This is a genomic window from Rickettsiales bacterium (assembly GCA_029252805.1).
Lineage (GTDB): Bacteria > Pseudomonadota > Alphaproteobacteria > Rickettsiales > JALZUV01 > JALZUV01.
On sequence record JAQXAR010000041.1, the window covers coordinates 23,142 to 46,023 of the forward strand.

Genomic DNA, 22,882 nt, shown 5'->3' on the forward strand with positions numbered 1-22,882 from the left:
CACTTTATAGCGGGCTATAAGGGGAATCTCAATTTATTTACCCGCGTAAGAGTTTCCGGGTCGCGGTTTCAACATCCTTCTCGCGCATCAAAGACTCACCTACGAGAAAGCTATAGGTTTTGGTCGCTTTAGAGATTCTCTGGATGTCGGCATTGGTCTTGATGCCGCTTTCGCACACAACGATTTTTTTCTTTTTGCGTAATTTAGGGGCAAGCTCAAGCGTGGTGTTGAGCGAAACTTTAAATGTTTTCAGGTCCCTGTTATTGATGCCAATGAGTGGAATGTCAGTTTTAAGCGCTTCTTCCATCTCTTTTTCATTATGCACTTCGAGGAGCACGGCCATTTTCAATTGATCGGCAATCGCGGCAAATTGGTTGATCTGCGCAGTCGAAAGAATGGATTTAATAAGCAAAATCGCATCTGCGCCAATCGCACGGCTTTCATAGATTTGGTAAGGATTTAGGATAAAGTCTTTGCGTAAAATAGGAAGGGAGCAAAAGCTTTTAACGTCTTTAATATAATCATCTTTTCCGCCAAAATAATTGATATCGGTCAGGATGGAAAGGCAGCAAGCTCCGCCTTCTTGATAAGCTAGGGCAAGGCTGGCAGGGTCAAAATCCTCACGGATGGTACCGCGACTTGGCGAAGATTTTTTGATTTCAGCAATCAGCGCAGTTTGTTTTTTATCAACCGCGTTTTTGATGCGGCCGAGGAAGGGGCGAGGAAAATCATCATTCTCTGTAATGATTTCTTTCACGCGTGCCAGAGGAAGCATTTCCTGACGGCGCGCGATATGAATTTCTTTATCGTCGCAAATTCGCTTGAGAACATTATCCATTTGCATCATGAGGCAGGACTTCCTGATTGGTGATTTCGACTAATTGATTCAGTACGTGACGGGCACCCCCATTATCAATGGCTTCTGCTGCAATTGCAACGCCATCACGCAAATTATTTGTTTTGCCTGCGATCATGAGAGAGGCTGCGGTATTGAGGCAAACGATGTTGCGGTAAGCGGACGGGCTGCCCGCGAGCACATGTTCTAATGCTTTGGCATTTTGCGCAGCATTGCCGCCTTTGAGATCACGCATCTCGCAAAGCTCTAGCCCTGCTTCTTCGGGGGTGATTTCGTTCAGCGTGATTTCGCCATCTTTCAAAATGGCTGCTTGTGTGGGGCCGGTGAGGCTAATTTCATCCAGCCCACCATCCCCATGCACGACCCATGCATGTTCACATCCAAGTTCGCGCAAGACTTCGACGAGTGGTACCAGTAAGTCCGCACTATAGACACCCATTAACTGGCGTTTAACACTGCCCGGATTGGAAAGCGGGCCGAGAAGGTTGAACAAGGTACGTATGCCGAGTTCTTGCCGCACGGGGGCTACATGGCGTGTCGCTTTATGATAAGCGGGAGCCATTAAAAAGCAGAGATTGCATTGCATGAGCGCCTGTTGCATCGTTTGGGCTGAGGCGAGCAGATTGACATTCAGCTCTTTCATAATATCGGCAGAACCGGATTGGGAAGAGACGGAGCGATTGCCATGTTTGACGACAGGAACGCCGCATGCGGCGGTGACAATAGCCGTTGCCGTGGAGATATTATAGGTGCCCGTCGCGTCGCCGCCCGTACCGCATGTGTCGATGGCGCCATCCGGTGCATCAAAGGCTAAGGCTTTGTGGCGCATGGCTTTGGCCGCACCGGTAATCTCGGAAACGCTTTCGCCTTTAATGCGTAAAGCAACCAGTAGGCCTGCCATTTGTGCGGGCGTGGCGCCGCCACTCATCATAATTTGGAAGGCGCGGCTTGCTTGCTCTGTGTCTAGATCTTCGCCGGCGACGGCTTGATTGATGAAATCTTTGAAGGGAGTCGGCATCATGATTTTACCGCCTTCAAGAAGTTATCGAGCAGCTCATGGCCTTGCTGAGAAGCGATACTTTCAGGATGGAACTGCACGCCGTGGAAGGGAAGGGTGCGATGTTGCAGCCCCATAATGATGCCATCAACGGTTTGCGCGGTGATGTGCAGAGAGTCTGGCAGGCTCGCGCGCTCAACGATGAGGGAATGATAGCGCGTGACTTCCAGTGGGTTCTTTAGGTCGGCGAAAAGTCCGGTATTTCCATGTTGAATCGGGCTGGTTTTGCCATGCATTGGCGCCGTGCGGATAATTTTTCCGCCGAAAGCTTGGCCAATGGCTTGATGCCCAAGGCATACGCCAAGTAGGGGGATGGTGTGTTCGCGTTCCGCATTCTGTTTGATGACGTCCAAGCAAATACCTGCATTATCCGGATTGCTTGGGCCGGGGGAAATAACGATACCTTCAGCACGGCTGGTGAGTACTTGTTCAGCACTCACGGCGTCATTGCGGATGACTTCAACATCGGCACCCAGCTCGGCAAAGTAATGCAGAAGGTTATAGGTGAAGCTATCGTAATTATCGATGAGGAGAAGTTTGGTCATGAGTTTACCTCAAAATGCGGAGTGAGTTCTGCAGCGCGCATGAGGGCGCGTGCTTTGTTGCAGACCTCTTCATATTCAGATTCAGGGTTGGAATCGGCAACAACGCCAGCGCCCGCTTGCAGGTGCAGTTTGCCATCTTTGATGAGGGCGGTGCGTAAGGTAATGCAGCTATCCATTTCGCCTTGGGTGGAGAAATATCCGACGCATCCCCCGTAAAATCCACGACGCTCTGGCTCTAATTCATCGAGGATTTCCATTGCGCGAATCTTGGGTGCTCCGGTGACGGTTCCGGCGGGGAAACCGGCCATGAGTGCCTGCATTGAGTTTTTATCTTCGGCTAATTCACCTACGACGTTGGAGACGATATGCATCACATGGCTATAGCGTTCGACCGTCATGCGTTCGGTGACTTTTACACTGCCACCTTTGGTCACGCGGCCTGCATCATTGCGGCCTAGGTCGAGGAGCATCAGATGTTCGGCCATTTCTTTCGTATCGTTGAGGAGTTCTTGTTCGAGTGCGATATCTTCGGCCTGCGTTGCACCGCGTTTGCGGGTGCCGGCGAGCGGGCGAATGGTCACTTGTCCATCGCGCGAACGCACGAGAATCTCAGGACTTGCGCCGATAATGGTTGCTTCGTCTAGCTTCAGATAGAACATATAGGGCGAGGGGTTGAGGTGTCGCAAGGCGCGGTAAAAGGCCAGCGGTTGGCGTGGGAATTCCGCCGTAAAGCGCATGCTAGGCACGATCTGGAAAATCTCGCCGGCGCGGATATGTTCCTTGGCCGTTTCGACGACCTGTATATAACCTTCACGCGTCATATTCGTATCGTAGGTGACTTCGCTTGTCGTGGCTTTGCTATCGACAGGAGGCAGGGGGGTAATGCTTTGTAGCTGCGCGACTTGAGCATCCAATCGCGCTTCGCCCTCGCTTAGGGTGTCGTTATTCCAGATAGGGGTGGCGAGGGTGAGCGTATCATTCGCATTATCCAATACGAGGGTCATTTGCGGGCGCATGAAGCAGCCATCGGGCAGGCCGCTCGGCCCTTCTTTATCGGAAGGAAGATCTTCCACTTCGCGCACCATCTCATAGCCCATCATGCCGATGAGGCCTGCGAGCATGGGAGGGAGTCCCTCAGGAATATCCATTTGATGCTGTGCGATCAGTGCTTCGAGTGATTCGAGCGGTTTGTCGTCACAAGGTGTGATCCCGTTTTTGGTTTCGATTTCGGCATAGCCATCTTTGCAGCGCCAGATGAGGTCGGGGTCGAGGGCGATGATGCTATAGCGCCCGCGCGTATCGCCGCCGGTGACGGATTCTAGTAGGAAAGCATAGCGTTGATCGGCGAGCAGTTGATGGAAAATACTGACGGCAGAAAGGCCATCAGCCACCAATTGACGCGTAAGAAGTTGTGGCTGGCTCATAGATGGCGTCTAGCGGGTAGAGAGCTGTGCAATCGCTCGTTCATTGATGTCGACCGGATATTTACGAGCGAGGTGTTGTAGGTAAAGTGACAGCACATCTTCGCCATATTGCTTGTTCAACTCCGCGACAATTTTCTCGATTTCTGCTTTTGCTGATCCGTTGCCAGCCGCATCGTCAGACAGGCTTGCAATGCGATTGACTTTCGCCAGTACATAAGTGCCTTTTTTGCTATCGACCAGATAAGCATCGGTGATACCGCTGACAGGCTTGGTGAAAATATCTTGGCGTAAGCCTGGTGGCAGTTCGGTAAAGGCGTTGCTAACAGCGTTTGGTAGATCGCCAGAGCGCTGCACGTTTTTGCCTTTGAGCGGGCGGAATAAATCGCTCTTTAGCTTGCTGCTATCTTTTATGACGGCTGCGGCGAGAGTCATCGATTTTTCGCGCTGTGCATCACGCAGTTGTTTCGCTGTCCAAGCTTTTTTAACCGTATCGTCTAAATCTGAAACGACGGGAATGTAAGAGCCTTTAAGGTCTTCCATGGCGACGAGCACGTAATCGCCTGTGCCGTTATCGATGAGTGAGCTATCGGTTTCATCTTGCAGTTTGAAGCCTGCTGAAAGTAGGGAACTCGGTTGCTTAGGTAGCGCCACTTTTTTGCCTTCAAGGTTCAACCCGTTCGCATTGACCCACTCACTGCTTTGCGTAGTGAGGCCCAGTTCTTTGGTGGTTTCTTCCAGTGGAATATTTGCCGCTAGGCTGTCTTCGATCTCGACAGTGACATCATAAATTGCATCTTCAAGCTCGGCCGCGAACCACTCTTTAGAGAGATCATCGCGAACCGATTCAAAGCTTGGGACGGTTTGTTCAATAATGTTTTCCACACGGAAAATATGCCAGCCGAAATCCGTTTCGATGGGCGAGGTTGATTCGCTCGCTTTAAGTGCAAGCACAGCACCGCGTGCGGCTTCGGGTAAGCCATCGCTCGTGATTACACCCAGAGATAACATCTCATTTTCAGGCGCATGTTCTTGGATCACTTCGGCAAAGCTTTGGCCTTGGCGCAGCAGCGCGAGTGCGTTTTGTGCTGTCTCTTCTGTTTCGTAAAGCAGTTGGCTCACTTCGCGTCGTTCCGGTGTAGTGAGGCTATCTTTTTTATCATCGTAAAGCTGCATGAGGGTTTCGTCATCAATGCTGAGGCCTTTAGCAATTTTGTCTTTACTCAAGGTGACCCACGCTAGTTTGCGATATTCAGGCTTGCGGAATTGTTCGCCGTAAGCCTTGTGGTAATCTTCTAATGCGCGATCATCTGGAGTGGGGAGTTCGCTGACATTCACTTTTTGAGTAAAGCGATAGAAGGTGACATCGCGTTTTTCGTTGCGCAGACGGTAAAGCAACGTGGCCGTATCAGTTAAATCTGGCACGTAACTGCTGAAGTTTTGTAAGAGTAATTTGCTCAAAGTTTCTTTATTGAGCGATTCAATATAGCGTTTTTCGCTAATACCTGCTTGGCGGAGCGCTTGCTGGAAACTGTCTTTGTTGAAGTTTCCGCCCATTTGAAATGCTGCGGTATTGCGCATAGATTTGAGAATTTCAGATTCAGGAACCTTCAAACCAAGCGATTCTGCTTCAAGTTGGACGAGTAGACCGGTTTGCAAATCATTCATCACTTGCTGGCCGATACCGAGGCGATTCGCGAGTTCTGGCGTAAAATTCCCGCCCATCACCTGACGCAAGGCGCCGTAACGTAGGGTGAGTTCATCACGGTATTCTTGTAGCGAAACTTCTTTATCGCCGGCTTTTAGGGCATATCCGCCGCTAACGCCGCCGCGGAACATGTCGCCCACGCCCCAGAGGGCAAAACTGGCAGCAATGGCTCCCAGAATAAGTTTCATCACTAGGCCATTGGAGGAATTTTGTATCGATCTCATCATAATGCGCTGGTTGTAGTGTAAGCCTGAGTAGATGAAAAGGGTAAATTGCGACTAGAACTCATCGAAATGATATGTTAGAAGCCACAAAACAAAAGGGCACAATATGCAGACCGTTATTGGTAATTGGAAAATGCATGGTACATTAACGAGTGCCGCCTCTTTGGCCTCCGAAATTTCTTATTATGTAGGTGAAGCAGATTTGCAGCAGACGAAAGTCGTGCTAGCGCCGCCTGCATTGCATCTATCAGAGATACTGGAACATACGGTGGGTACGCCGGTTTCTGTATCTGGACAAGATTGCAGTCCGGCAGAAGAAGGCGCTTATACGGGCGATATTAGTGCGCCGATGTTAGCGAATATAGGCGCGACATATGTGATTCTTGGGCATTCAGAGCGTCGTGCTGGGCATGGCGAAGCGGATGCATCAGTGGCAGAAAAAGCGATCGCGGCCAAGGCAGCAGGCTTAATTCCGGTTATTTGTATTGGTGAAACGTTGGAGCAGCGCGAAGGTGGTGAGTTTGAATTTGTGCTAGCCGCGCAAGTGAAGGGTTCGGTTCCTGAAAGCTTTACAGCGAGTGATTTTTTGCTAGCGTATGAGCCAGTTTGGGCGATTGGCACGGGCAAAGTGGCTGATATTGATACGATTCGTGCGACACATGAATTGATTGCTGGGCAGTTGCCGACAAGCACGGAAATTCTCTATGGTGGCTCGGTAAAACCGGAGAATGCAGAAGAAATAATGAAGATTGAACATGTTGATGGTGTATTAGTGGGCGGAGCGAGCTTGAAATCTGAAAGCTTTATCGCCATTATCGCTGCAGCAGAAAAATAAAGGGTAAAGAAAAGCATGTATTTGGTTTTATTGGTCATACACGTGATCGTGACATTGGCACTGATTGTGATTATTTTAATACAACGTAGTGAGAGCGACGGCCTTGGCGGTCTCGGTGGCGGTGGCGGTGGTGTCATGACGAGTCGGGCGCAAGCGAATTTACTAACACGTACCACGGCGGTTCTTGCTGCGATCTTTATCTTAAATAGCCTCGCACTTAGCTGGTTAACGCAACAAGATGTGCGCGATCGCTCACTCTCCGATAAATTGGTGGAGGAGCAAGTGGCTCCTATTTCGGTTCCTGTGCCGGCGGATATCACGGAAACGTTGAAAAAAGTAAAAGCACCTAAAGCTCCTGCGGAGGTTCCAAAACCAGAATGACGCGTTATATCTTCATTACAGGCGGTGTGGTTTCTTCATTAGGTAAGGGCTTAGCCTCCGCAAGTCTCGGCGCATTATTGCAGGCGCGTGGTTATAAGGTTCGCCTTCGCAAGCTTGATCCGTATTTGAATGTCGATCCCGGTACGATGTCGCCGATGCAACATGGTGAAGTATTCGTGACCGAAGATGGCGCCGAAACCGATTTGGATTTAGGTCATTATGAGCGCTTTACCGGCGTAGATGCGAAGAAGACCGATAATGTGACAACGGGGCGTATTTATTCGACCTTATTGAGTAAAGAGCGTCGCGGCGATTATCTCGGTGGAACGGTTCAGGTGATTCCGCATGTGACTGACCTCATTAAAGATTTTGTGCTGAATGATACGCATGATGAAGATTTCGTGCTTTGCGAAATCGGCGGTACCGTGGGCGATATTGAAGGCCTGCCATTCTTCGAGGCAATTCGCCAATTAGGCTATGAAATGGGGCGTGATAAGTGCCTATTTATGCATCTCACGTTGATTCCTTATATTGCGGCGGCCGGTGAGCTAAAAACCAAACCGACACAGCACTCGGTCAAAGAGTTGCGTTCGATTGGTATTACACCAGATATTCTGCTCTGCCGCTCTGACCGTGAAGTTCCAGCCTCGGATCGCCGTAAGATTGCGCTTTTCTGTAATTTGCCTGAAGAAAATGTGATCGAAGCGCGCGATGTATCCTCTATTTATGAAGTGCCGTTGCGTTACCATGCAGAAGGCTTGGATGGTCGAGTTCTTAGCCACTTTAATCTGCCTTATGATGCTTCGCCTGACTTAGAGCAGTGGGAAGATCTGTCTGAGCGTAACCATCATCCGGAAAACGAAGTTAATATCGCAATCATTGGTAAATATACGGGTATCGGTGACGCGTATAAATCAATCGCAGAAGCGCTTGATCATGCCGGCATGGCGCATCACTCCCAAGTGAATATCGAAATTCTCGATGCTAAGGGTTTTGAGAAAAACGATCTTGATGAAGTGTTTGCGAATATCGACGCTATCCTTGTGCCTGGCGGCTTTGGTGATCGCGGTATTAGCGGTAAACTTGCGGCGATTAAATATGCGCGCGAAAATAAAATCCCGTATTTTGGTATTTGCCTCGGTATGCAATTGGCAACAATTGAAATTACCCGCAATGTCGTTGGGTTAGAGACTTGTGGCTCTAGCGAATTTAGCGACTATCAGGGTATCGATGATCGCGGACCTTTGGTTGGTTTGATGACTGAATGGGTGCGTGGTGGTGTTAAAGAGCGTCGCACCAATGAGAGTGATCTCGGCGGTACAATGCGCTTGGGTGCTTACGATTGCATGCTTACGCAAGGCACAAAAGCCTATGCTGCTTACGGTGAAAATAAAATTTCCGAACGGCATCGCCATCGCTATGAAGTGAATAACCAATATAGCGCGGATTTGGAAAAAGCAGGGGCGATTTTCTCAGGCATGTCGCCAAGTGGGCAATTGCCGGAAATTATCGAACTGCCAGACCACCCTTGGTTTGTCGGAGTGCAGTTCCATCCTGAATTTAAATCTCGTCCGTTCGCGCCGCATCCGCTCTTTGCGAGTTTTGTTGAAGCGGCTTTGGTTTATCGTCAGGAAGTGAAAAAGGCGGCGTAAATGCGCTTTATTTTTACTAGTTTGGTGATTTTTGCCGCGCTCAGCGCTTATGCGGCGGATTACACGGCGGGTACAAAATGTCCGGCTAAAGTGCATCATAAGCCGATGGCTAATTTAGAGTATGAAGCCGGTAAAACGGCCTCTGGTTATGCAGTGGCCCCTGCGGATGAAGTGCCGCCAGCCTTAAGCGCCGATGATTTCGCGCAAGTGAAATTACCGCTCGATATTCCGGTTGAGTCGTATTTAGATAAGGGTAGAGGCGAGGTGACGGATGTTAATGAGCGGATTAATTTAAATACAGATCGCATGGAATTGCGCACGGGCGAAGTGGCGGTGAATGCGAAAACCGGTGGTGTCAGCTTTAACGGTCGTGATATTTCGACGGTAGAGCCGACTCTAGCCAATCCAGATTGCTGGACAGAGTAGTAAGTCTCTCATTTTTGCGCGCTTCTTCGTTGATTTTCTAAGATAATTGGCTTATACAACGCCAGCAGGTTTAAGTGCAGGTATGGAGACGTTATCGTGAAAAAGATTATAAGTGGCGTGGTGGCAATGTTGTTTTTGGCAGCCTGTCAACAAAATGGAGGCGGTTTTCCTACCCTCTCTAAAGGTGATTTAGGCGGAATTCTTGGCGGCGTAGCAGGCGCGGCAATTGGTTCTCAAATCGGTGATGGAACCGGCAGTACCGTTGCAACAGCAACGGGTACATTGCTGGGAGCGGCGTTAGGTCGTTCGATTGGTCAATCGCTTGGTAATGCAGATTTAGGGTATTATCATCAAGCGTCTCAACGTGCGATGGAAGTCGGTCAACCGGGCCAGTTATTCCCATGGCAGAGTCCAACTTCGGGGGTAACAGGTACGGTCACGCCGTCTAATTATCACCAAAACGCAGAAGGTAAATATTGCCGTGAATACACGCAAACCGTCACAATCGGTGGGCGTTTGCAAGAAGGTCATGGTGTGGCTTGCCGTCAAGTGGACGGTAGCTGGAGAATTCAAAGCTAATCTAATTTAAGGCTATAAAGGTTAAAGCATGTCAGATGTGGTAGAATACCCAAAAGGTGAGCTCATGAAGGGCAAACGTGGCGTTATTATGGGCGTGGCGAACGATAAGTCATTGGCGTGGGGTATTGCCTCACAACTCGCGGCGCAAGGCGCGGAAATCGCCTTTACCTATCAAGGCGAAGCGCTTGAAAAACGTGTTCGCCCTTTGGCTGCAAGTGTGGGTAGCGATATCGTGTTGCCTTGCGATGTGACGGATGAAGACAGTATCGATGCCGTATTCGCGGAATTGGAAGAGAAGTGGGGCACGTTAGATTTTGTGGTTCACGCCATTGCTTTTGCGGATAAAGAAGAACTTAAGGGCATGTATGTTGATACCTCGCGCGGCAACTTCCTACGCTCGCTCGATATCTCATGCTATTCATTCACAGCGGTGGCCAACCGTGCTTATAAGCTGATGAAGGATGGCGGCTCGATGGTGAGCCTGAGCTATCTTGGAGCTGAGCGTGTAGTCCCTCATTATAACGTGATGGGTGTGGCAAAAGCTGCTTTGGAAGCCTCTATTCGCTATTTGGCGATGGATCTTGGTAAATTCAATATCCGTGTAAATTCTATTTCTGCCGGCCCGGTGAAAACATTGGCAGCTTCAGGCATTGGTGACTTCCGTTATATCTTGAAATGGAACGAATATAACTCGCCACTTGGCCGTAATACGACGCTGCCTGATGTGGGTGGTTCCGCGCTTTATCTATTATCGGATATTGGTGCCGGTACAACGGGTGAAAACCTGCATGTTGATAGTGGTTACCACGTTGTGGGCATGAAGCGTACGGATGCGCCTGATCTCGGCGCACTTTAGCGCCCATGTTCAATTCATTCGGAAATCTCTTCCGTTTCACCTCTTGGGGTGAATCTCATGGTAAGGCGATCGGCTGTGTGGTAGATGGCTGCCCAGCAGGAATTGAGCTATCGGAAGCTGATATTCAACCTTACCTTGATAAGCGCCGTCCTGGACAATCTAAACATACGACGCAACGTAAAGAGGTGGATGAAGTAGCAATCCTTTCGGGTGTGTTCGAAGGTAAAACCACAGGGCATCCGATTAGCCTGATGATTCATAATACAGATCAGAAATCGAAAGATTATGGTGATATTAAAGATCTTTATCGCCCCGGACATGCTGATTATACGTATGATGAGAAATATGGCTTCCGTGACTATCGCGGGGGTGGGCGTTCTTCGGCACGTGAAACGGCGATGCGAGTCGCTGCTGGAGCGATCGCGCGCAAGATTTTAGGCGATATAACCGTGCGCGGCGCAATGGTGCAAATGGGTAGCCATAAAGTAGATGAAATGGCTTATGACTGGGCGCAGGTCAATCAGAATGACTTTTTCTGCCCGCATGCCGAAACGGCTGAGAAATGGGCAGACGAACTTAAAGCAATTCGCAAGCAAGGTAGTTCGATCGGGGCCATTATTGAAGTGCAGGCCAATCATGTGCCCGTTGGATTAGGCGAACCGGTTTATAAAAAGCTGGATACCGAACTGGCAGCTGCAATGATGAGTATCAATGCGGTTAAGGGGGTCGAAATTGGAGATGGTTTCGCCTCTTCGACCTTGCGAGGCGAAGAAAATGCAGATGAAATTCGTATGGAAAACGGTGAAGTTAAATTCACGAGTAATCACGCGGGTGGTATTCTGGGTGGAATTTCGAGCGGACAGCCTATTGTGGTGCGTTTTGCAATTAAACCGACAAGTTCGATCCTAACGCCGGTAAAGACAATTGATGCCAATGGCAACGAATCCGAAATTCAAACCAAGGGGCGTCATGATCCATGTGTTGGAATTCGTGCAGTACCCGTTGGTGAGGCAATGATGGCCTGTGTTTTAGCGGATCATTTGCTAATGCATCGAGCCCGTCAAAAATTTGGAGAGTAACATGTTACGTAAATTTTTCACCTTATTGGGTAGTGTATTATTAATGCTATTATTGGCAGTGATTGTGCTGCCATTTTTGATCCCGATTGATAATTACCGTGAAGATATCTTGAAATTGGTACAAGAAAAAACTGGGCGTGAAGTGACCATTGATGGGGCGTTAGACTTCACTTTATTACCCAATATTGCGTTAGAAGTAAATGACGTGACAATCGGTAATCCGAGTGGGTTTGTCTCGTCACAATTCGCTAAGATAGGAACATTAAGGCTAAAAATGGCGCTTTGGCCTCTGCTGAGTAAGCAAGTGGAAGTGAATCATCTGGCCGTTGATAATGCTGAGATCTATTTGGAAGAAGCGGTTGGTGGGAAAAAGAACTGGGAGTTTGATACTGCCAAAATAACGAAAACTTCATCCAACAATCTTAAAAAAGAACAAAAATCGAATTTTAAGATGAATGTAGATTCTATCTTTATTGAGAACACAAAATTGCATTATTTAAAGCCTGGACAGAAATTTAGCACTGAAGACCTTAATGTTGATTATAAAAATAATGAAGCAAAAGTGAGTTTAGTGCTTAAACATGCGGGAACAAACTACAAAATTAATGTTAATACGTCGGATACGAAAAGCTTATTTTCTGCGAACCAAACACCAATGATATTAAAGATGCGTTCGCCGCTTATCCGCACAGACTTCGAAGGAAATTTAGAGAGAGTCAATCTTTCAGCGGGTAAGTTCGATGCGAAACTAACGGGTGAAATTGCGGGTTCCTTTACGGGAATTGGCAATCTAAATAGCCGTAAATTCACTGCAGATGTAAATAAAGCGACGATGGGGATTTTGAGTATTGAGAGCGATATCGGTGTTTCTGCAACGGGCGATATGGTGGTGAATTATGCCAATAAAAAACCACACCTAACCACGACACTTTCGATCCCTGAATTGAACCTCGATGCGTTGATACCAAAAGAACAACCGAAGAAAGCATCATTCTCGTTTATCAATAATGCGTATGCGTCGACCGGATGGAGCCGTGATACGGTTAATCTAGGCGGGCTCTATACGATAGATGCGGATGCAAAACTTTCTGTAGGCACTTTGATTAGCTCAGGGTACACCTTAAGTGATTTCACGAGTGCGTTAAAATTGAATAACGGGAGTCTAAGGGTTTCCAATTTCAAGGCCGGATTGCTCGGTGGTGAGGTAAGCGGTAGCGGCGCCCTCAATGCAAAGGGAACGTGGAATAAAACACTGAAAATCACGAATATCCCCTTTGAAAAACTAGCCGTTAATTACATGGAAAAAGTGGCGTTAACGGGGATGACGAACGGAAGTATTTCATTGAAATCTAATGGAAAATCGATGCATGATTGGATGCATCGTTTGGCAGGAGGTGGGAATCTGACAATTGCGAATGGTGAGATTAAAGGTTTCTCATTACCGAAACTTTTCCGTCAAATTATTGGATTCAATGTTCCGCAAACGGTTGCGTCACAAGTGGGAGAGAAAACAACTTTCTCTGCGATCAAAACTGCATTTTCTGTTGATAAGGGAGTGATGCGTTTGCGTGAGGGAAGTTTGCGCGGGAATCGTTTGAAAGCGGATGCTAGCGGCACGGTTTCCTTGGCTGGGCAGAGTTTGAATCTGTTATTAAAGCCAGAACTTATCCCACAAGTCGAAGTGATAGAAGGTGAAGAAGCGCCGTCCGGTTTGATGGTTCCTGTGATGATCAAAGGTTCATTTGATGATATTAAAGTGACTCCTGATTACAGTAGTGTGATTGGCAATATCTTGAAAGATCCGAAGAATATTGAGAAAAAGCTGAAAAACTTCAAAACTGAAGGAAAAGCAATTGAAGATAGTTTTGAACCCACAAAAGATGCTATTAATAAGAATATCAAAGCCTTCGAAGATACTAAAGATCCACGAAAACTTCTGAATATCCTAAATGAACTTGATAAAGGTGGGTCTAACCCGCTAGGTGGATTATTAGGCGGCTCTCGCTAGTAATGCCTAAAATTAGACTCGATCAGTTGCTTGTTGAGCGTGGCTTAGTCGATAGTCGCACACAAGCGCAAAGTATGATTCTGGCGCATAAGGTGATGGATGGTAACAACCAGCTGCTGACGAAAGCCGGGCATCAAATGCGTGATGATGCGGAACTTCGTTTAAAGGAAAAAGAGCACCCATGGGTATCTCGCGGCGGCATGAAGTTGGCGAAAGCGCTCGCAGAATATGAAATTGATCCAGCGGGGCAGGTGATTGTGGATATTGGCTCCTCGACCGGCGGCTTTACCGATGTGCTGCTGACAAACGGCGCGGTCAAAGTCTATGCGATCGATGTGGGGTATGGGCAATTGCATGAAAAGCTGCGTCAAGATGCCCGCGTGGTTAATCGTGAAAAAACCAACGCCCGCTATCTTACGCAAGATGATTTCGCCGAACCGCTCGACGGATTAGTGTGTGATGCGAGTTTTATTAGCCTCAGAACCGTGCTGCTCGCCTCAATGGAATGTATCAAAGCAGGAGGCTGGATGGCAGCGCTCATCAAGCCGCAATTCGAGGTGGGTAAAGAGAATGTAGGCAAGGGCGGGGTGGTCAAAGACCCTGAATTGCATCAGCAGACTTGCGATGACATCGCGGCTTGGGTACAAGCGAGTGGCTGGGATGTGAAGGGCGTGACGAAAAGTCCGATCACTGGACCGAAAGGCAATGTTGAATTTTTAATTTATGCGGTGAAGCGATGACCAGTTTTTCAGTATCCAATTACAGCCCGCTCTTGAGTGTGTGGACGCTTTATAAGCGTGAGTGTTGGCGCTTTTTGAAAGTGTGGAATCAAACATTATTGGCGCCTTGCGTCACAACTTTATTGTTTTTAGCGATTTTGAATTTGGCACTGGGAGGCGCGACTCGCGTGGTGGGAGGGATGCCGTATGAGCAGTTTATCGCCCCGGGGCTGATTATGATGGCTGTCGTGCAGAATGCTTTTGCGAATGCTTCCTCATCATTGATGCTCTCGAAATTTCAAGGTGTGATTATTGACTTATTGATGCCTCCTTTTACGGGTGGAGAGCTTGCTCTGGCGCTCAGCATGGGCGGTGTGACGCGTGGTTTAATGGTAGCGCTCAGCAGTGGCGCGGCGCTTTATTTCTTTGTGCCATTTACGCTGCATAGCGCAGGTTATGCGATTTATTTTCTGGTAATATCGAGCATGTTTTTGGCGCTGCTTGGATGTATGACCGGTATTTTTGCGCAAAGTTTTGATCAAATGTCGGCCATCACGAATTATGTGATTACGCCTTTGGCATTTCTGTCGGGAACGTTTTATTCGATTCAGAACTTGCCGCCCTTTTGGCAGAAGGTGAGCCATGCAGATCCGTTCTTTTATATGATTGACGGGTTTCGTTATGCGATGACGGGGCATTCGGATGGCGATGTACAGGTTGGCGCGGTTGTCATGTTTGTGATGACGGTTTTGATGTGGTTCCTTGTGCGCCATGCATTCATTAAAGGTTGGAGGTTGAAGTCATGACCCTTTCATCTACGATTATGCCGGTTTATCGCCGAGCGGATATTCTGATGGAACGCGGCGAGGGCGTGTATCTGTTTGATGACACAGGTAAGCGTTATCTCGATTTCGCAGCCGGAATTGCGGTCAATGCGCTTGGTCATAGTCATCCACGATTGGTGGAGGCGTTGCAGAGTCAGGCAGGTAAGCTATGGCATTGCTCCAACTTATTTAGCAATGCGGGGGTAGTAGAATTCTCGGAAAAATTGGCATCTCTTAGTTTCGCTGATGCCATCTTCTGCTGTTCTTCTGGCGCGGAGGCGGTGGAATCTGCAATTAAATTTATCCGCCGCTATCACCATGTGAGAGAGACGGGGCGTAATAAAATTATTGTAGCAGAGGGCGGCTTTCATGGGCGCACTCTAGGCGCACTTTCCGCTGGAAGTAATTCACGCGTTCAGGAATCGTACCATCCTTTGTTGGAAGGGTTTGAAACCGTTGCGTTTGACGATATTGCAGCGCTCGAAGTGGCAATGGATAAGAATGCGGCAGCGATCATGTTAGAGCCTGTACAAGGTGAGGGCGGCGTGCGTCCGCATAGTAAAGCCTATCTCCAGCGTGCTCGCGAATTAGCCGATGAGCATGGCGCAGTACTCTTTTTTGATGAAGTGCAGTGCGGAACGGGGCGTTTGGGAACGCTATTTGCTTACGAATATTATGATGTCGTGCCCGATGTGGTGACGATTGGTAAAGGGATTGGCAGCGGTTTTCCCGTGGCAGCGGTTTTGGCGACGCAGGCGATCTCTGATACAATGACGCCGGGCTGTCATGGTTCCACTTACGGCAGCAACCCGCTGGCAATGGCAGTGGGTACGGTGGTGCTGGAAGAGATTACGCATAATAACGTGCTTGGCCATTCGCAGCGTATGGGCCGGCAGTTGAAAGCGAAACTTCAGGGTTTGGTAAAGCAGTTTCCGGATCAGTTAGAGGAAGTGCGTGGGCTTGGCCTGATGCTCGGGTTGGTGACGAAAACCTCAGCTTACGAACTGAACGAGAAATTGCGCGATGCGGGGCTATTGCTTGCACCGGCGGGCGATTCTGTGTTACGGGTGGTGCCGCCTTTAATTATCGATGAATCGCATATTGATGAGGCGATTCAATTGATTGCTGAAAATTTGAAAGACTAAGCCGATGCCGTTTGTAGAAACCCAATATCCGATTCGCCATTTTATTGATTTACGCGAGATTCCGAAAGAAGAACTGCGTAAAATGATTGATACGGCCAAAGACGTAAAACAAGGCTTTAAACAAGGCTTTGAATATGCGCCGTTGCCGGGTAAAATTATGGGTATGGTGTTTGAGAAACCTTCGACCCGTACGCGCATTTCCTTTGAAGTGGGGATGCGTGATTTAGGGGGGTACTCCATCTATATGAGCGAAGACCAAATTCAAATCGGGCATGGTGAGAGTATCTCTGATACGGCGAAAGTCATGTCTCGTTTCATCGATTGTATTATGATTCGTGCAAATAAACATGAGACGGTTTTAGGGCTGGCGGAGCATGGGCATATCCCTGTAATTAACGGCCTGACAGATAAGAGTCATCCGTGCCAAATTATGGCCGATGTGATGACGATTGAAGAACATCGTGGACCCATCGCGGGTAAAACTCTCGCATGGGTGGGCGATGGAAATAATGTGGCGACCAGTTTAATTGAAGCGGCGGCGCAGTTCGATTTTACTTTACATCTTTCATGTCCGCCAGAGCTTCAACCTTCGCAAGAAGCGATTGGATGGGCGCGTGACAATGGAGCGACAATCGAGCTTTTCGATTCTCCGCAAGATGCGGTGATAAATGTCGATGCGATCTTTGCCGATTGCTGGGTGAGCATGGGCGATAAGGATGCCGATTTCCGTCATAAAGTGCTGGCGCCTTATCAGGTCAATGCGGAGCTTATGGCGCTTGCGAAAGCGGATGCGTTATTCATGCATTGCTTGCCGGCGCATCGTGGGGAAGAAGTGACGGCGGAAGTGATTGATGGCCCGCAGTCGGTGGTTTTCGATGAAGCTGAGAATCGCCTGCATGCGCAAAAAGCAGTCATCCTATGGTGCTTCAAGCAAATTTAAAATTCTAACAATTATACTGAACTTATGTCTATCGAACTTGCAAATCATCAGGATTTAATCCAACCCTTTCTTATCCACCATTCGAGTGTGCGCGGGCGTATTGTGCGTCTGGGTAAATCGGTTGATGCGATTTTGAGCCAACATGCTTATCCGCCTGCGGTCTCACCTTTATTGGCGGAAATGTGCGTACTGGCGGCGATGTTATCGTCAAATTTGAAAGGTCGCGGGAAGTTGACCATGCAGATTCGTGGCGATGGCGATATCGCATTTATGGTAGTAGATGTGAAAGCCGATGGCGCGTTACGCGGCTATGCAGAGATGAAAGAAGGCGCGATTTTTGAAGATTCTGAGCGCTCGATGAAAGAGTTGGTGGGTAAAGGCTATCTGGCTATTACGCTGCAAAAAGGCAAAAAGCCGTATCAAGGTATTGTGGAGTTGGATGGCGAAAGTATTGGTGACTCGATGCAGCATTATTTTAGCAACTCTGAACAAAGCGTGGTCTATGTGAAAACGTCAGTTGGTAAACGCGAAGTCAATGGCGAGTCGGTTTGGGTTGCGGGTGGGGTGATGATTCAGCAAGTGCCTCAAGAGGGTGGCACCCAAGAAGAAACGCTGGAACAAACCGCGCTTGAAGATAAGCCAGAAAATTTGATTGAAGACTGGAACCATAACCGTGTTTTAGCGATGACGGTGAAAGAAGAAGAGTTGCTCGATGTGTATCTGTCGCCGCAAGCCTTGCTTTACCGTCTCTATAATGAAGATGGCGTGTGGGTTTACGATGCCGAAGCCTTCCGTGCGGAATGCAGCTGTTCACGCGAAAAGGTGATTCAAACGCTCGCGCAATTCCCAGAAGAAGAACTTGAAGGAATGCTGGGTGATGATGCAAAATTGGAAGTGAAATGTCAGTTTTGTAGCAACACTGAAAGCTTCACAATGGAAGAGTTTTCCTAAACTTTTTGCTCTTCGTTTAAGAAGCGGTCCGAGTATTTATTGACGACATCGCTGCCATCCCAGAGTAGGTCGAAGATATCGGGATCTAGCCCGCCATTATTGCGCATTTGCGTCATAATTTCGCGCGATTCGGTGAGGGTTTTTGGTGTTTTATAAGGGCGGTCATGGCTGGTAAGCGCTTCGAATACATCGGCCACAGCCATCATGCGTGCCGGGATCGACATTTGATCGCCGGTTAAGCCGTTCGGATAGCCTTTGCCGTCCATTCGTTCATGATGCGCGCCGGCATATTCGGGTACGCGACGGAGCTGTTTCGGAAAGGGCATACGCTCTAACATGTCGATTGAATGCAAGATGTGATCTTGAATAATTTTACGGTCGCCAGTGGTGAGAGTGCCGCACTGAACGCTCAAATTCTCCAGCTCATCATCGGAAAAGAAGGGGCGTTTCTCGCTATTATCGAGCTGCGGGGCCCAGCTATATTCAGCGATTTTGTTGAGACGAGTGATTTCTTCATTGGGCACCCATTCGCGGCCAAGGTTGAGCTCCTGCAGGAACTGCCAATCATCTTTGATCCGCATGATTTGTTTGGCATGAGTGGCCCCATCAATTTCGTCTTTTAGGTGCGCAATTTCAAGGTCGCGTAGCAGTACTTCTAGGCGGGTGCCGATCACTTGAATTCGATCATGGAAAGTGGCGAGCTTGGTGCCTTTTTCTAGAATATAATCCGGCGTGGAGAGCTTGCCGCAATCATGCAACCATGCTGCGATACGTAGCTCGTACATCTCGGTTTCATTTAAGTTGAAATCTTTAAACGCTTGGTGCTTAGAGTCATTGGCGGCCTTGGCAAGCATCTCGACAATAATGGGGATGCGCTGCAGGTGGTTGCCCGTATGCGCCGATTTATTATCAATGGCCTTTGCGACGAGTTGAATGAACGATTCGAGCAAATCCTCCAAACCTTGAATGAGTAAATCATTGTCGAGCGCAATGGCGGCTTGGGAAGCGAGCGACTCGACCATGTGTTGAGTTTCGGCAGAAAAGGTTGAGATTTCACCCTTTTCATTTTGCGCGTTGGAAAGGCGAATGACGCCGATCACTTCTTTGCGTTTAGTGATCATCGGCACCGCGAGGACGGATTTTGTTTCGTAGCCACGGCGCTTGTCAAAATCTTTGGTGGAAGAGAAATCGAATTCTGGGTGGTCTTGTATATTTTCAATATTGATAGATTCTCGCGTCATGGCGCAGGCCGCCGTCACGGAGCTTGTATGGGGTTTGCCGTTGGCGTTCTGTAGCTCAATCGGGTAGCCGTAAGTGGGCTCCCCCGTGGTGCCGCCGACATGGATATTTAGAGTATCGCAATGGCGAACACGCTGGATATAAGCTTCCTCTAATTCGTGTTTGGTAAATAAAATTCCCGCATCAGCATTCGCGATTTGCTTGGCTTTTTCCAGAATCATTTCGAGTAATCGTTCAATATTATGCTCGGCTGAGAGCGCGATACCGATTTCGTTTAACTCATGTAAGTTTTTAGGCATAAAATAATTTTATCGGAAAGAGCGGATAAATCACTCTTTACTGAGTAATTGCTCGATATAAGCCTCTAATTCATCCAGCCCCTGTGTGCGAATCACCTCCTCTAGCGTTTCGCTGTCGCGGTTTTTCACGCTATTGGTGTGAATAAGCACATCCTCTAGTTTCCAGCCTTTATTCCAGGTTTTGGTGAAGAGGTAGGTGAGAGGCGTTTCAGCATTTAATTTGCCGCGAATATTCATGAGAATCAGGGCCTGTAGTTTCGCCGGGCGAGGCAGGGGCGATTCGCTTTCATCTTCCTCTTGATTCGGATATTCGATGATACGGATTTGCGGGTCGCAATCACCCGCTTTAACGTGATGTTGTGGGATTTGCATGCGGCGTTTGATGAGCGCGACAATGCCGTGATTGAAGCGAACGCGCTGTGCCCAGCTCATGACGGACCAATAGTTCGGAAGTAAAAAGCCGAAATCGGGTGCGTGCTCATATTGGCTTTCAAGGTGAAATTCATCCGGTGTGTGGATGAGCTCTTCGATGCGTTTTTCCATGGTGGGGGATGGCTGGAGGGATGCGGATTGCAATAATTGACAGTGAATCTCGCTATAGTCGCGCAAGGTGATGAAGTCATCTTCGGCAAAAGCGGAGAAACTCAATAGCGCGCAAGTCGCAAAAATCATTGCGCCAGCCGCCAAAATCCTTACATTTCCTAACATGTTACTTGATGAAATACGCAATCCTGAGGCGCTACGCAAGCGCGATGAGTCCGAACTGACGCAAATTGCGGATGAATTGCGCGCGGAAACGATCCGAATTGTTTCGGGAACGGGCGGTCACCTTGGCGCAGGCTTGGGCGTGGTCGAATTATCCGTCGCTTTGCATTATGTGTTTAATACGCCCGAAGATAAGTTGATCTGGGATGTGGGGCATCAATGTTATCCGCATAAAATTCTGACTGAGCGCCGCGATCAAATGCATACTCTACGTCAAAAAGAGGGCCTAAGCGGTTTTTGTAAGCGCGAAGAAAGCGAATATGATGCGTTTGGCGCAGGGCATAGCTCAACCTCGATTTCAGCCGGTTTAGGCATGGCGGTAGGTCGTGACTTTGAAGGCCGCGATAATGATGTGATTGCCGTGATTGGCGATGGTGCGATGAGCGCTGGTATGGCCTATGAAGCGATGAATAATGCGGGCCATTTAGGTAGTCGTTTGATTGTGATTCTCAATGATAATGATATGTCGATCGCACCGCCGACGGGAGCGCTAAGTGCGTATCTTTCGCGCATGGTATCGTCGCAGCCGTATCATACGTTCCGCGATATTGGTAAAGCGATCACTCGAAAATTTCCGGAACCGATGGCGCGTTTTGCTAAGAAGGCAGAGCAATATGCTCGCGCGATGGTGGCCGGTGGCAATATGTTTGAAGAACTCGGTTTCTATTATGTCGGTCCGGTGGATGGGCATAATATGGATCACCTTTTGCCGGTGCTTAAAAATATTAAAAATCAAAAAGATTCTGGGCCGGTGTTGATTCATGTGGTCACGCAAAAAGGTAAGGGTTTTGTTTCGCCTGAAGCGAGCAAAGAAAAATACCATGCGGTGAAGAAGTTCGATCTGTCGACGAAAGTGCAAGCGAAATCGACTCCAAGCGCGCCGAGCTACACCAGCGTTTTTGCCAAACAACTTATGGCGGAAGCGGCAGTGGATGAGAAAGTCGTGGCGATTAGCGCGGCGATGCCATCGGGCACAGGTTTAGATAAATTTGGCGAAGCCTATCCGGATCGGACCTTCGATGTGGGGATTGCAGAGCAGCATGCGGTGACGTTTGCCGCAGGCATGGCGCTTGAAGGTATGAAGCCTTATTGTGCGATTTATTCGACCTTCTTACAGCGCGCGTATGATCAAGTGGTGCATGATGTATGCATTCAAAATCTGCCGGTTCGCTTTGCGATTGATAGAGCGGGTTTGGTCGGCGGCGATGGGCCGACTCATGCCGGTGCATTCGATATTGGTTACCTAACGGCGTTGCCTAACATGGTGGTGATGGCTGCGAGTGACGAGGCTGAACTTGTCCATATGGTACATACCGCTAATGCTCATGATACGGGGCCGATTGCCTTCCGTTTCCCGCGGGGCGAAGGCGAGGGGGTTGCGTTGCCGGAGAATCCAGAAGTGCTGGAAATTGGTAAAGGTCGTATCATTCGTGAAGGTAAAGCGGTGGCACTCTTGTCTCTCGGCTCGCGCCTCTCGGCTTGTGACGAAGCTGCGGATGAGTTGACGAAACAAGGGATTTCAGTGACGGTGGCGGATGCTCGTTTTGCGAAACCGATTGATGCCGCGCTTGTAGAACAGCTTTTGGCAAACCATGAGCTTGTGCTGACGGTTGAAGAGGGTGCGGCAGGCGGTTTTGGCGCGCATGTGCTTGAGCTGGCCGCTTTACAGGCATGGAACACTCAGGAATATGGGCGTATTCTACCACTCTTTTTGCCAGATAAGTTCCAGCAGCATGCTTCTCCGCAAGAAATGCTTGCCGAAGCGGGCTTGGATGCTGATGGTATCGTTGAACAAGTTCAAAAACATCTTTCAATCTCAGAGGAATCTCGTGTCCGGCACCATCTTAGTTAATGCATCCTCCGAGTTAGGGCTTGGAACGTTGGAATTTAGAGGTCAACGTTATCGCTGTACTTTGGGTCAGACAGGGCTAACTGGAGAAAAGCGCGAAGGTGATTTGAAAACCCCGGTTGGAAGTTTTCCTCTACGAGAAGTGTGGTATCGTGCGGATCGCATGGACCCGCCTGTGACGGATCTGCCGTTGCGTATTATCGAAAAAGATGATGGTTGGTGTGATGATGTAGATAGTTCCGCTTATAATCAGCCGGTGAAACTTCCCTTTGAGCCAAGCCATGAAGAGCTTTGGCGCGAGGATGAAAAATACGATCTTATTGTGACGTTAGGGTACAATGATAACCCCTTTAAGCCCGGTAAGGGCAGTGCCATCTTCTTCCATGTGGCACCTAAAGATTACCCGCCAACGCAAGGCTGCGTTGGTTTGGTAAAACGTGATTTATTACAAGTACTTGAAACGGCTAAACCATCGACACTTATGTGTATCGAGATGGCAATGCCAGAAGCTATCTAACCAAAGG

The 22,882-nt window shown here is 48.6% G+C and carries 22 protein-coding genes; 15 read left to right on the plus strand and 7 right to left on the minus strand.

Going from position 1 to position 22,882, the window contains the following annotated elements:
* Positions 1–37: 37 nt before the first annotated feature.
* Genes trpC through P8P30_08335 form a run of 5 tightly spaced genes read right to left on the minus strand, consistent with a single transcriptional unit; the run spans position 38 to position 5,814 of the window.
* A complete protein-coding gene (gene trpC / locus P8P30_08315; GenBank protein MDG1287550.1) occupies positions 38–847 on the minus strand; it encodes an indole-3-glycerol phosphate synthase TrpC in 810 nt (269 codons plus the stop codon).
* Positions 831–1,877, minus strand: a complete 1,047-nt coding sequence (gene trpD, locus P8P30_08320; protein MDG1287551.1) for an anthranilate phosphoribosyltransferase — start codon at positions 1,875–1,877, stop codon at positions 831–833. The genes trpC and trpD overlap by 17 nt, the downstream gene beginning before the upstream one ends.
* Positions 1,874–2,458: an aminodeoxychorismate/anthranilate synthase component II gene (locus P8P30_08325; protein ID MDG1287552.1), complete on the minus strand. Its 585-nt coding sequence runs from the start codon at positions 2,456–2,458 to the stop codon at positions 1,874–1,876. Before P8P30_08325 ends, trpD begins: the two co-directional genes overlap by 4 nt.
* A complete protein-coding gene (gene trpE / locus P8P30_08330) occupies positions 2,455–3,882 on the minus strand; it encodes an anthranilate synthase component I (protein ID MDG1287553.1) in 1,428 nt (475 codons plus the stop codon). The genes P8P30_08325 and trpE overlap by 4 nt, the downstream gene beginning before the upstream one ends.
* Before the next feature lie 9 nt (positions 3,883–3,891).
* The gene (locus P8P30_08335) at positions 3,892–5,814 is read right to left on the minus strand and encodes a SurA N-terminal domain-containing protein (GenBank protein ID MDG1287554.1); all 1,923 of its coding nucleotides are present in this window, start codon (positions 5,812–5,814) and stop codon (positions 3,892–3,894) included.
* Between the two features lie 103 nt (positions 5,815–5,917).
* Between P8P30_08335 and tpiA the strand changes: the two genes are divergently transcribed.
* From tpiA to P8P30_08400, 13 genes are all read left to right on the plus strand, one after another.
* Entirely contained in the window at positions 5,918–6,646 is a 729-nt protein-coding gene (gene tpiA / locus P8P30_08340; GenBank protein ID MDG1287555.1) for a triose-phosphate isomerase, read from the plus strand.
* Between the two features lie 15 nt (positions 6,647–6,661).
* Positions 6,662–7,027 carry a preprotein translocase subunit SecG gene (gene secG / locus P8P30_08345; GenBank protein MDG1287556.1) on the plus strand — a complete coding sequence of 122 codons (366 nt, stop codon included), beginning with the start codon at positions 6,662–6,664 and terminating at the stop codon, positions 7,025–7,027.
* Positions 7,024–8,679: a CTP synthase gene (locus P8P30_08350; GenBank protein ID MDG1287557.1), complete on the plus strand. Its 1,656-nt coding sequence runs from the start codon at positions 7,024–7,026 to the stop codon at positions 8,677–8,679. Before secG ends, P8P30_08350 begins: the two co-directional genes overlap by 4 nt.
* Positions 8,680–9,105 (plus strand): hypothetical protein, encoded by a 426-nt coding sequence (locus P8P30_08355; GenBank protein ID MDG1287558.1) that lies wholly within the window; start codon positions 8,680–8,682, stop codon positions 9,103–9,105.
* Positions 9,106–9,201: 96 nt separating this feature from the next.
* Positions 9,202–9,684 carry an RT0821/Lpp0805 family surface protein gene (locus P8P30_08360; protein MDG1287559.1) on the plus strand — a complete coding sequence of 161 codons (483 nt, stop codon included), beginning with the start codon at positions 9,202–9,204 and terminating at the stop codon, positions 9,682–9,684.
* 28 nt (positions 9,685–9,712) lie between these two features.
* On the plus strand, positions 9,713–10,540 hold the full coding sequence (fabI, locus tag P8P30_08365) for an enoyl-ACP reductase FabI (GenBank protein ID MDG1287560.1): 828 nt from the start codon (positions 9,713–9,715) through the stop codon (positions 10,538–10,540).
* Positions 10,541–10,545: 5 nt separating this feature from the next.
* A complete protein-coding gene (gene aroC / locus P8P30_08370) occupies positions 10,546–11,619 on the plus strand; it encodes a chorismate synthase (protein ID MDG1287561.1) in 1,074 nt (357 codons plus the stop codon).
* A gap of 1 nt (position 11,620) precedes the next feature.
* Positions 11,621–13,627, plus strand: a complete 2,007-nt coding sequence (locus P8P30_08375; GenBank protein MDG1287562.1) for an AsmA family protein — start codon at positions 11,621–11,623, stop codon at positions 13,625–13,627.
* A 2-nt stretch (positions 13,628–13,629) separates the two neighbouring features.
* Positions 13,630–14,367: a TlyA family RNA methyltransferase gene (locus P8P30_08380; GenBank protein MDG1287563.1), complete on the plus strand. Its 738-nt coding sequence runs from the start codon at positions 13,630–13,632 to the stop codon at positions 14,365–14,367.
* Complete coding sequence (locus P8P30_08385; protein ID MDG1287564.1) at positions 14,364–15,152, plus strand: ABC transporter permease; 789 nt, start codon at positions 14,364–14,366, stop codon at positions 15,150–15,152. The genes P8P30_08380 and P8P30_08385 overlap by 4 nt, the downstream gene beginning before the upstream one ends.
* Positions 15,149–16,315 (plus strand): aspartate aminotransferase family protein, encoded by a 1,167-nt coding sequence (locus P8P30_08390; GenBank protein ID MDG1287565.1) that lies wholly within the window; start codon positions 15,149–15,151, stop codon positions 16,313–16,315. The genes P8P30_08385 and P8P30_08390 overlap by 4 nt, the downstream gene beginning before the upstream one ends.
* Positions 16,316–16,319: 4 nt before the next feature.
* Positions 16,320–17,255 carry an ornithine carbamoyltransferase gene (argF, locus tag P8P30_08395; GenBank protein MDG1287566.1) on the plus strand — a complete coding sequence of 312 codons (936 nt, stop codon included), beginning with the start codon at positions 16,320–16,322 and terminating at the stop codon, positions 17,253–17,255.
* Positions 17,256–17,279: 24 nt separating this feature from the next.
* Positions 17,280–18,206 carry an Hsp33 family molecular chaperone HslO gene (locus P8P30_08400; GenBank protein MDG1287567.1) on the plus strand — a complete coding sequence of 309 codons (927 nt, stop codon included), beginning with the start codon at positions 17,280–17,282 and terminating at the stop codon, positions 18,204–18,206.
* Here P8P30_08400 and P8P30_08405 read toward each other — a convergent pair.
* Positions 18,203–19,744, minus strand: coding sequence for an HD domain-containing phosphohydrolase (locus tag P8P30_08405; protein ID MDG1287568.1), 1,542 nt, complete (start codon positions 19,742–19,744; stop codon positions 18,203–18,205). The two genes, P8P30_08400 and P8P30_08405, sit on opposite strands and share 4 nt — an antisense overlap.
* A 30-nt stretch (positions 19,745–19,774) precedes the next feature.
* The gene (locus P8P30_08410; protein MDG1287569.1) at positions 19,775–20,452 is read right to left on the minus strand and encodes a hypothetical protein; all 678 of its coding nucleotides are present in this window, start codon (positions 20,450–20,452) and stop codon (positions 19,775–19,777) included.
* Here P8P30_08410 and dxs point away from each other — a divergent pair.
* Together dxs and P8P30_08420 are read left to right on the plus strand one after the other, a co-directional pair.
* Positions 20,451–22,361, plus strand: a complete 1,911-nt coding sequence (dxs, locus tag P8P30_08415) for a 1-deoxy-D-xylulose-5-phosphate synthase (GenBank protein MDG1287570.1) — start codon at positions 20,451–20,453, stop codon at positions 22,359–22,361. The two genes, P8P30_08410 and dxs, sit on opposite strands and share 2 nt — an antisense overlap.
* Entirely contained in the window at positions 22,339–22,875 is a 537-nt protein-coding gene (locus tag P8P30_08420; GenBank protein MDG1287571.1) for a L,D-transpeptidase family protein, read from the plus strand. The genes dxs and P8P30_08420 overlap by 23 nt, the downstream gene beginning before the upstream one ends.
* Positions 22,876–22,882 lie beyond the last annotated feature (7 nt).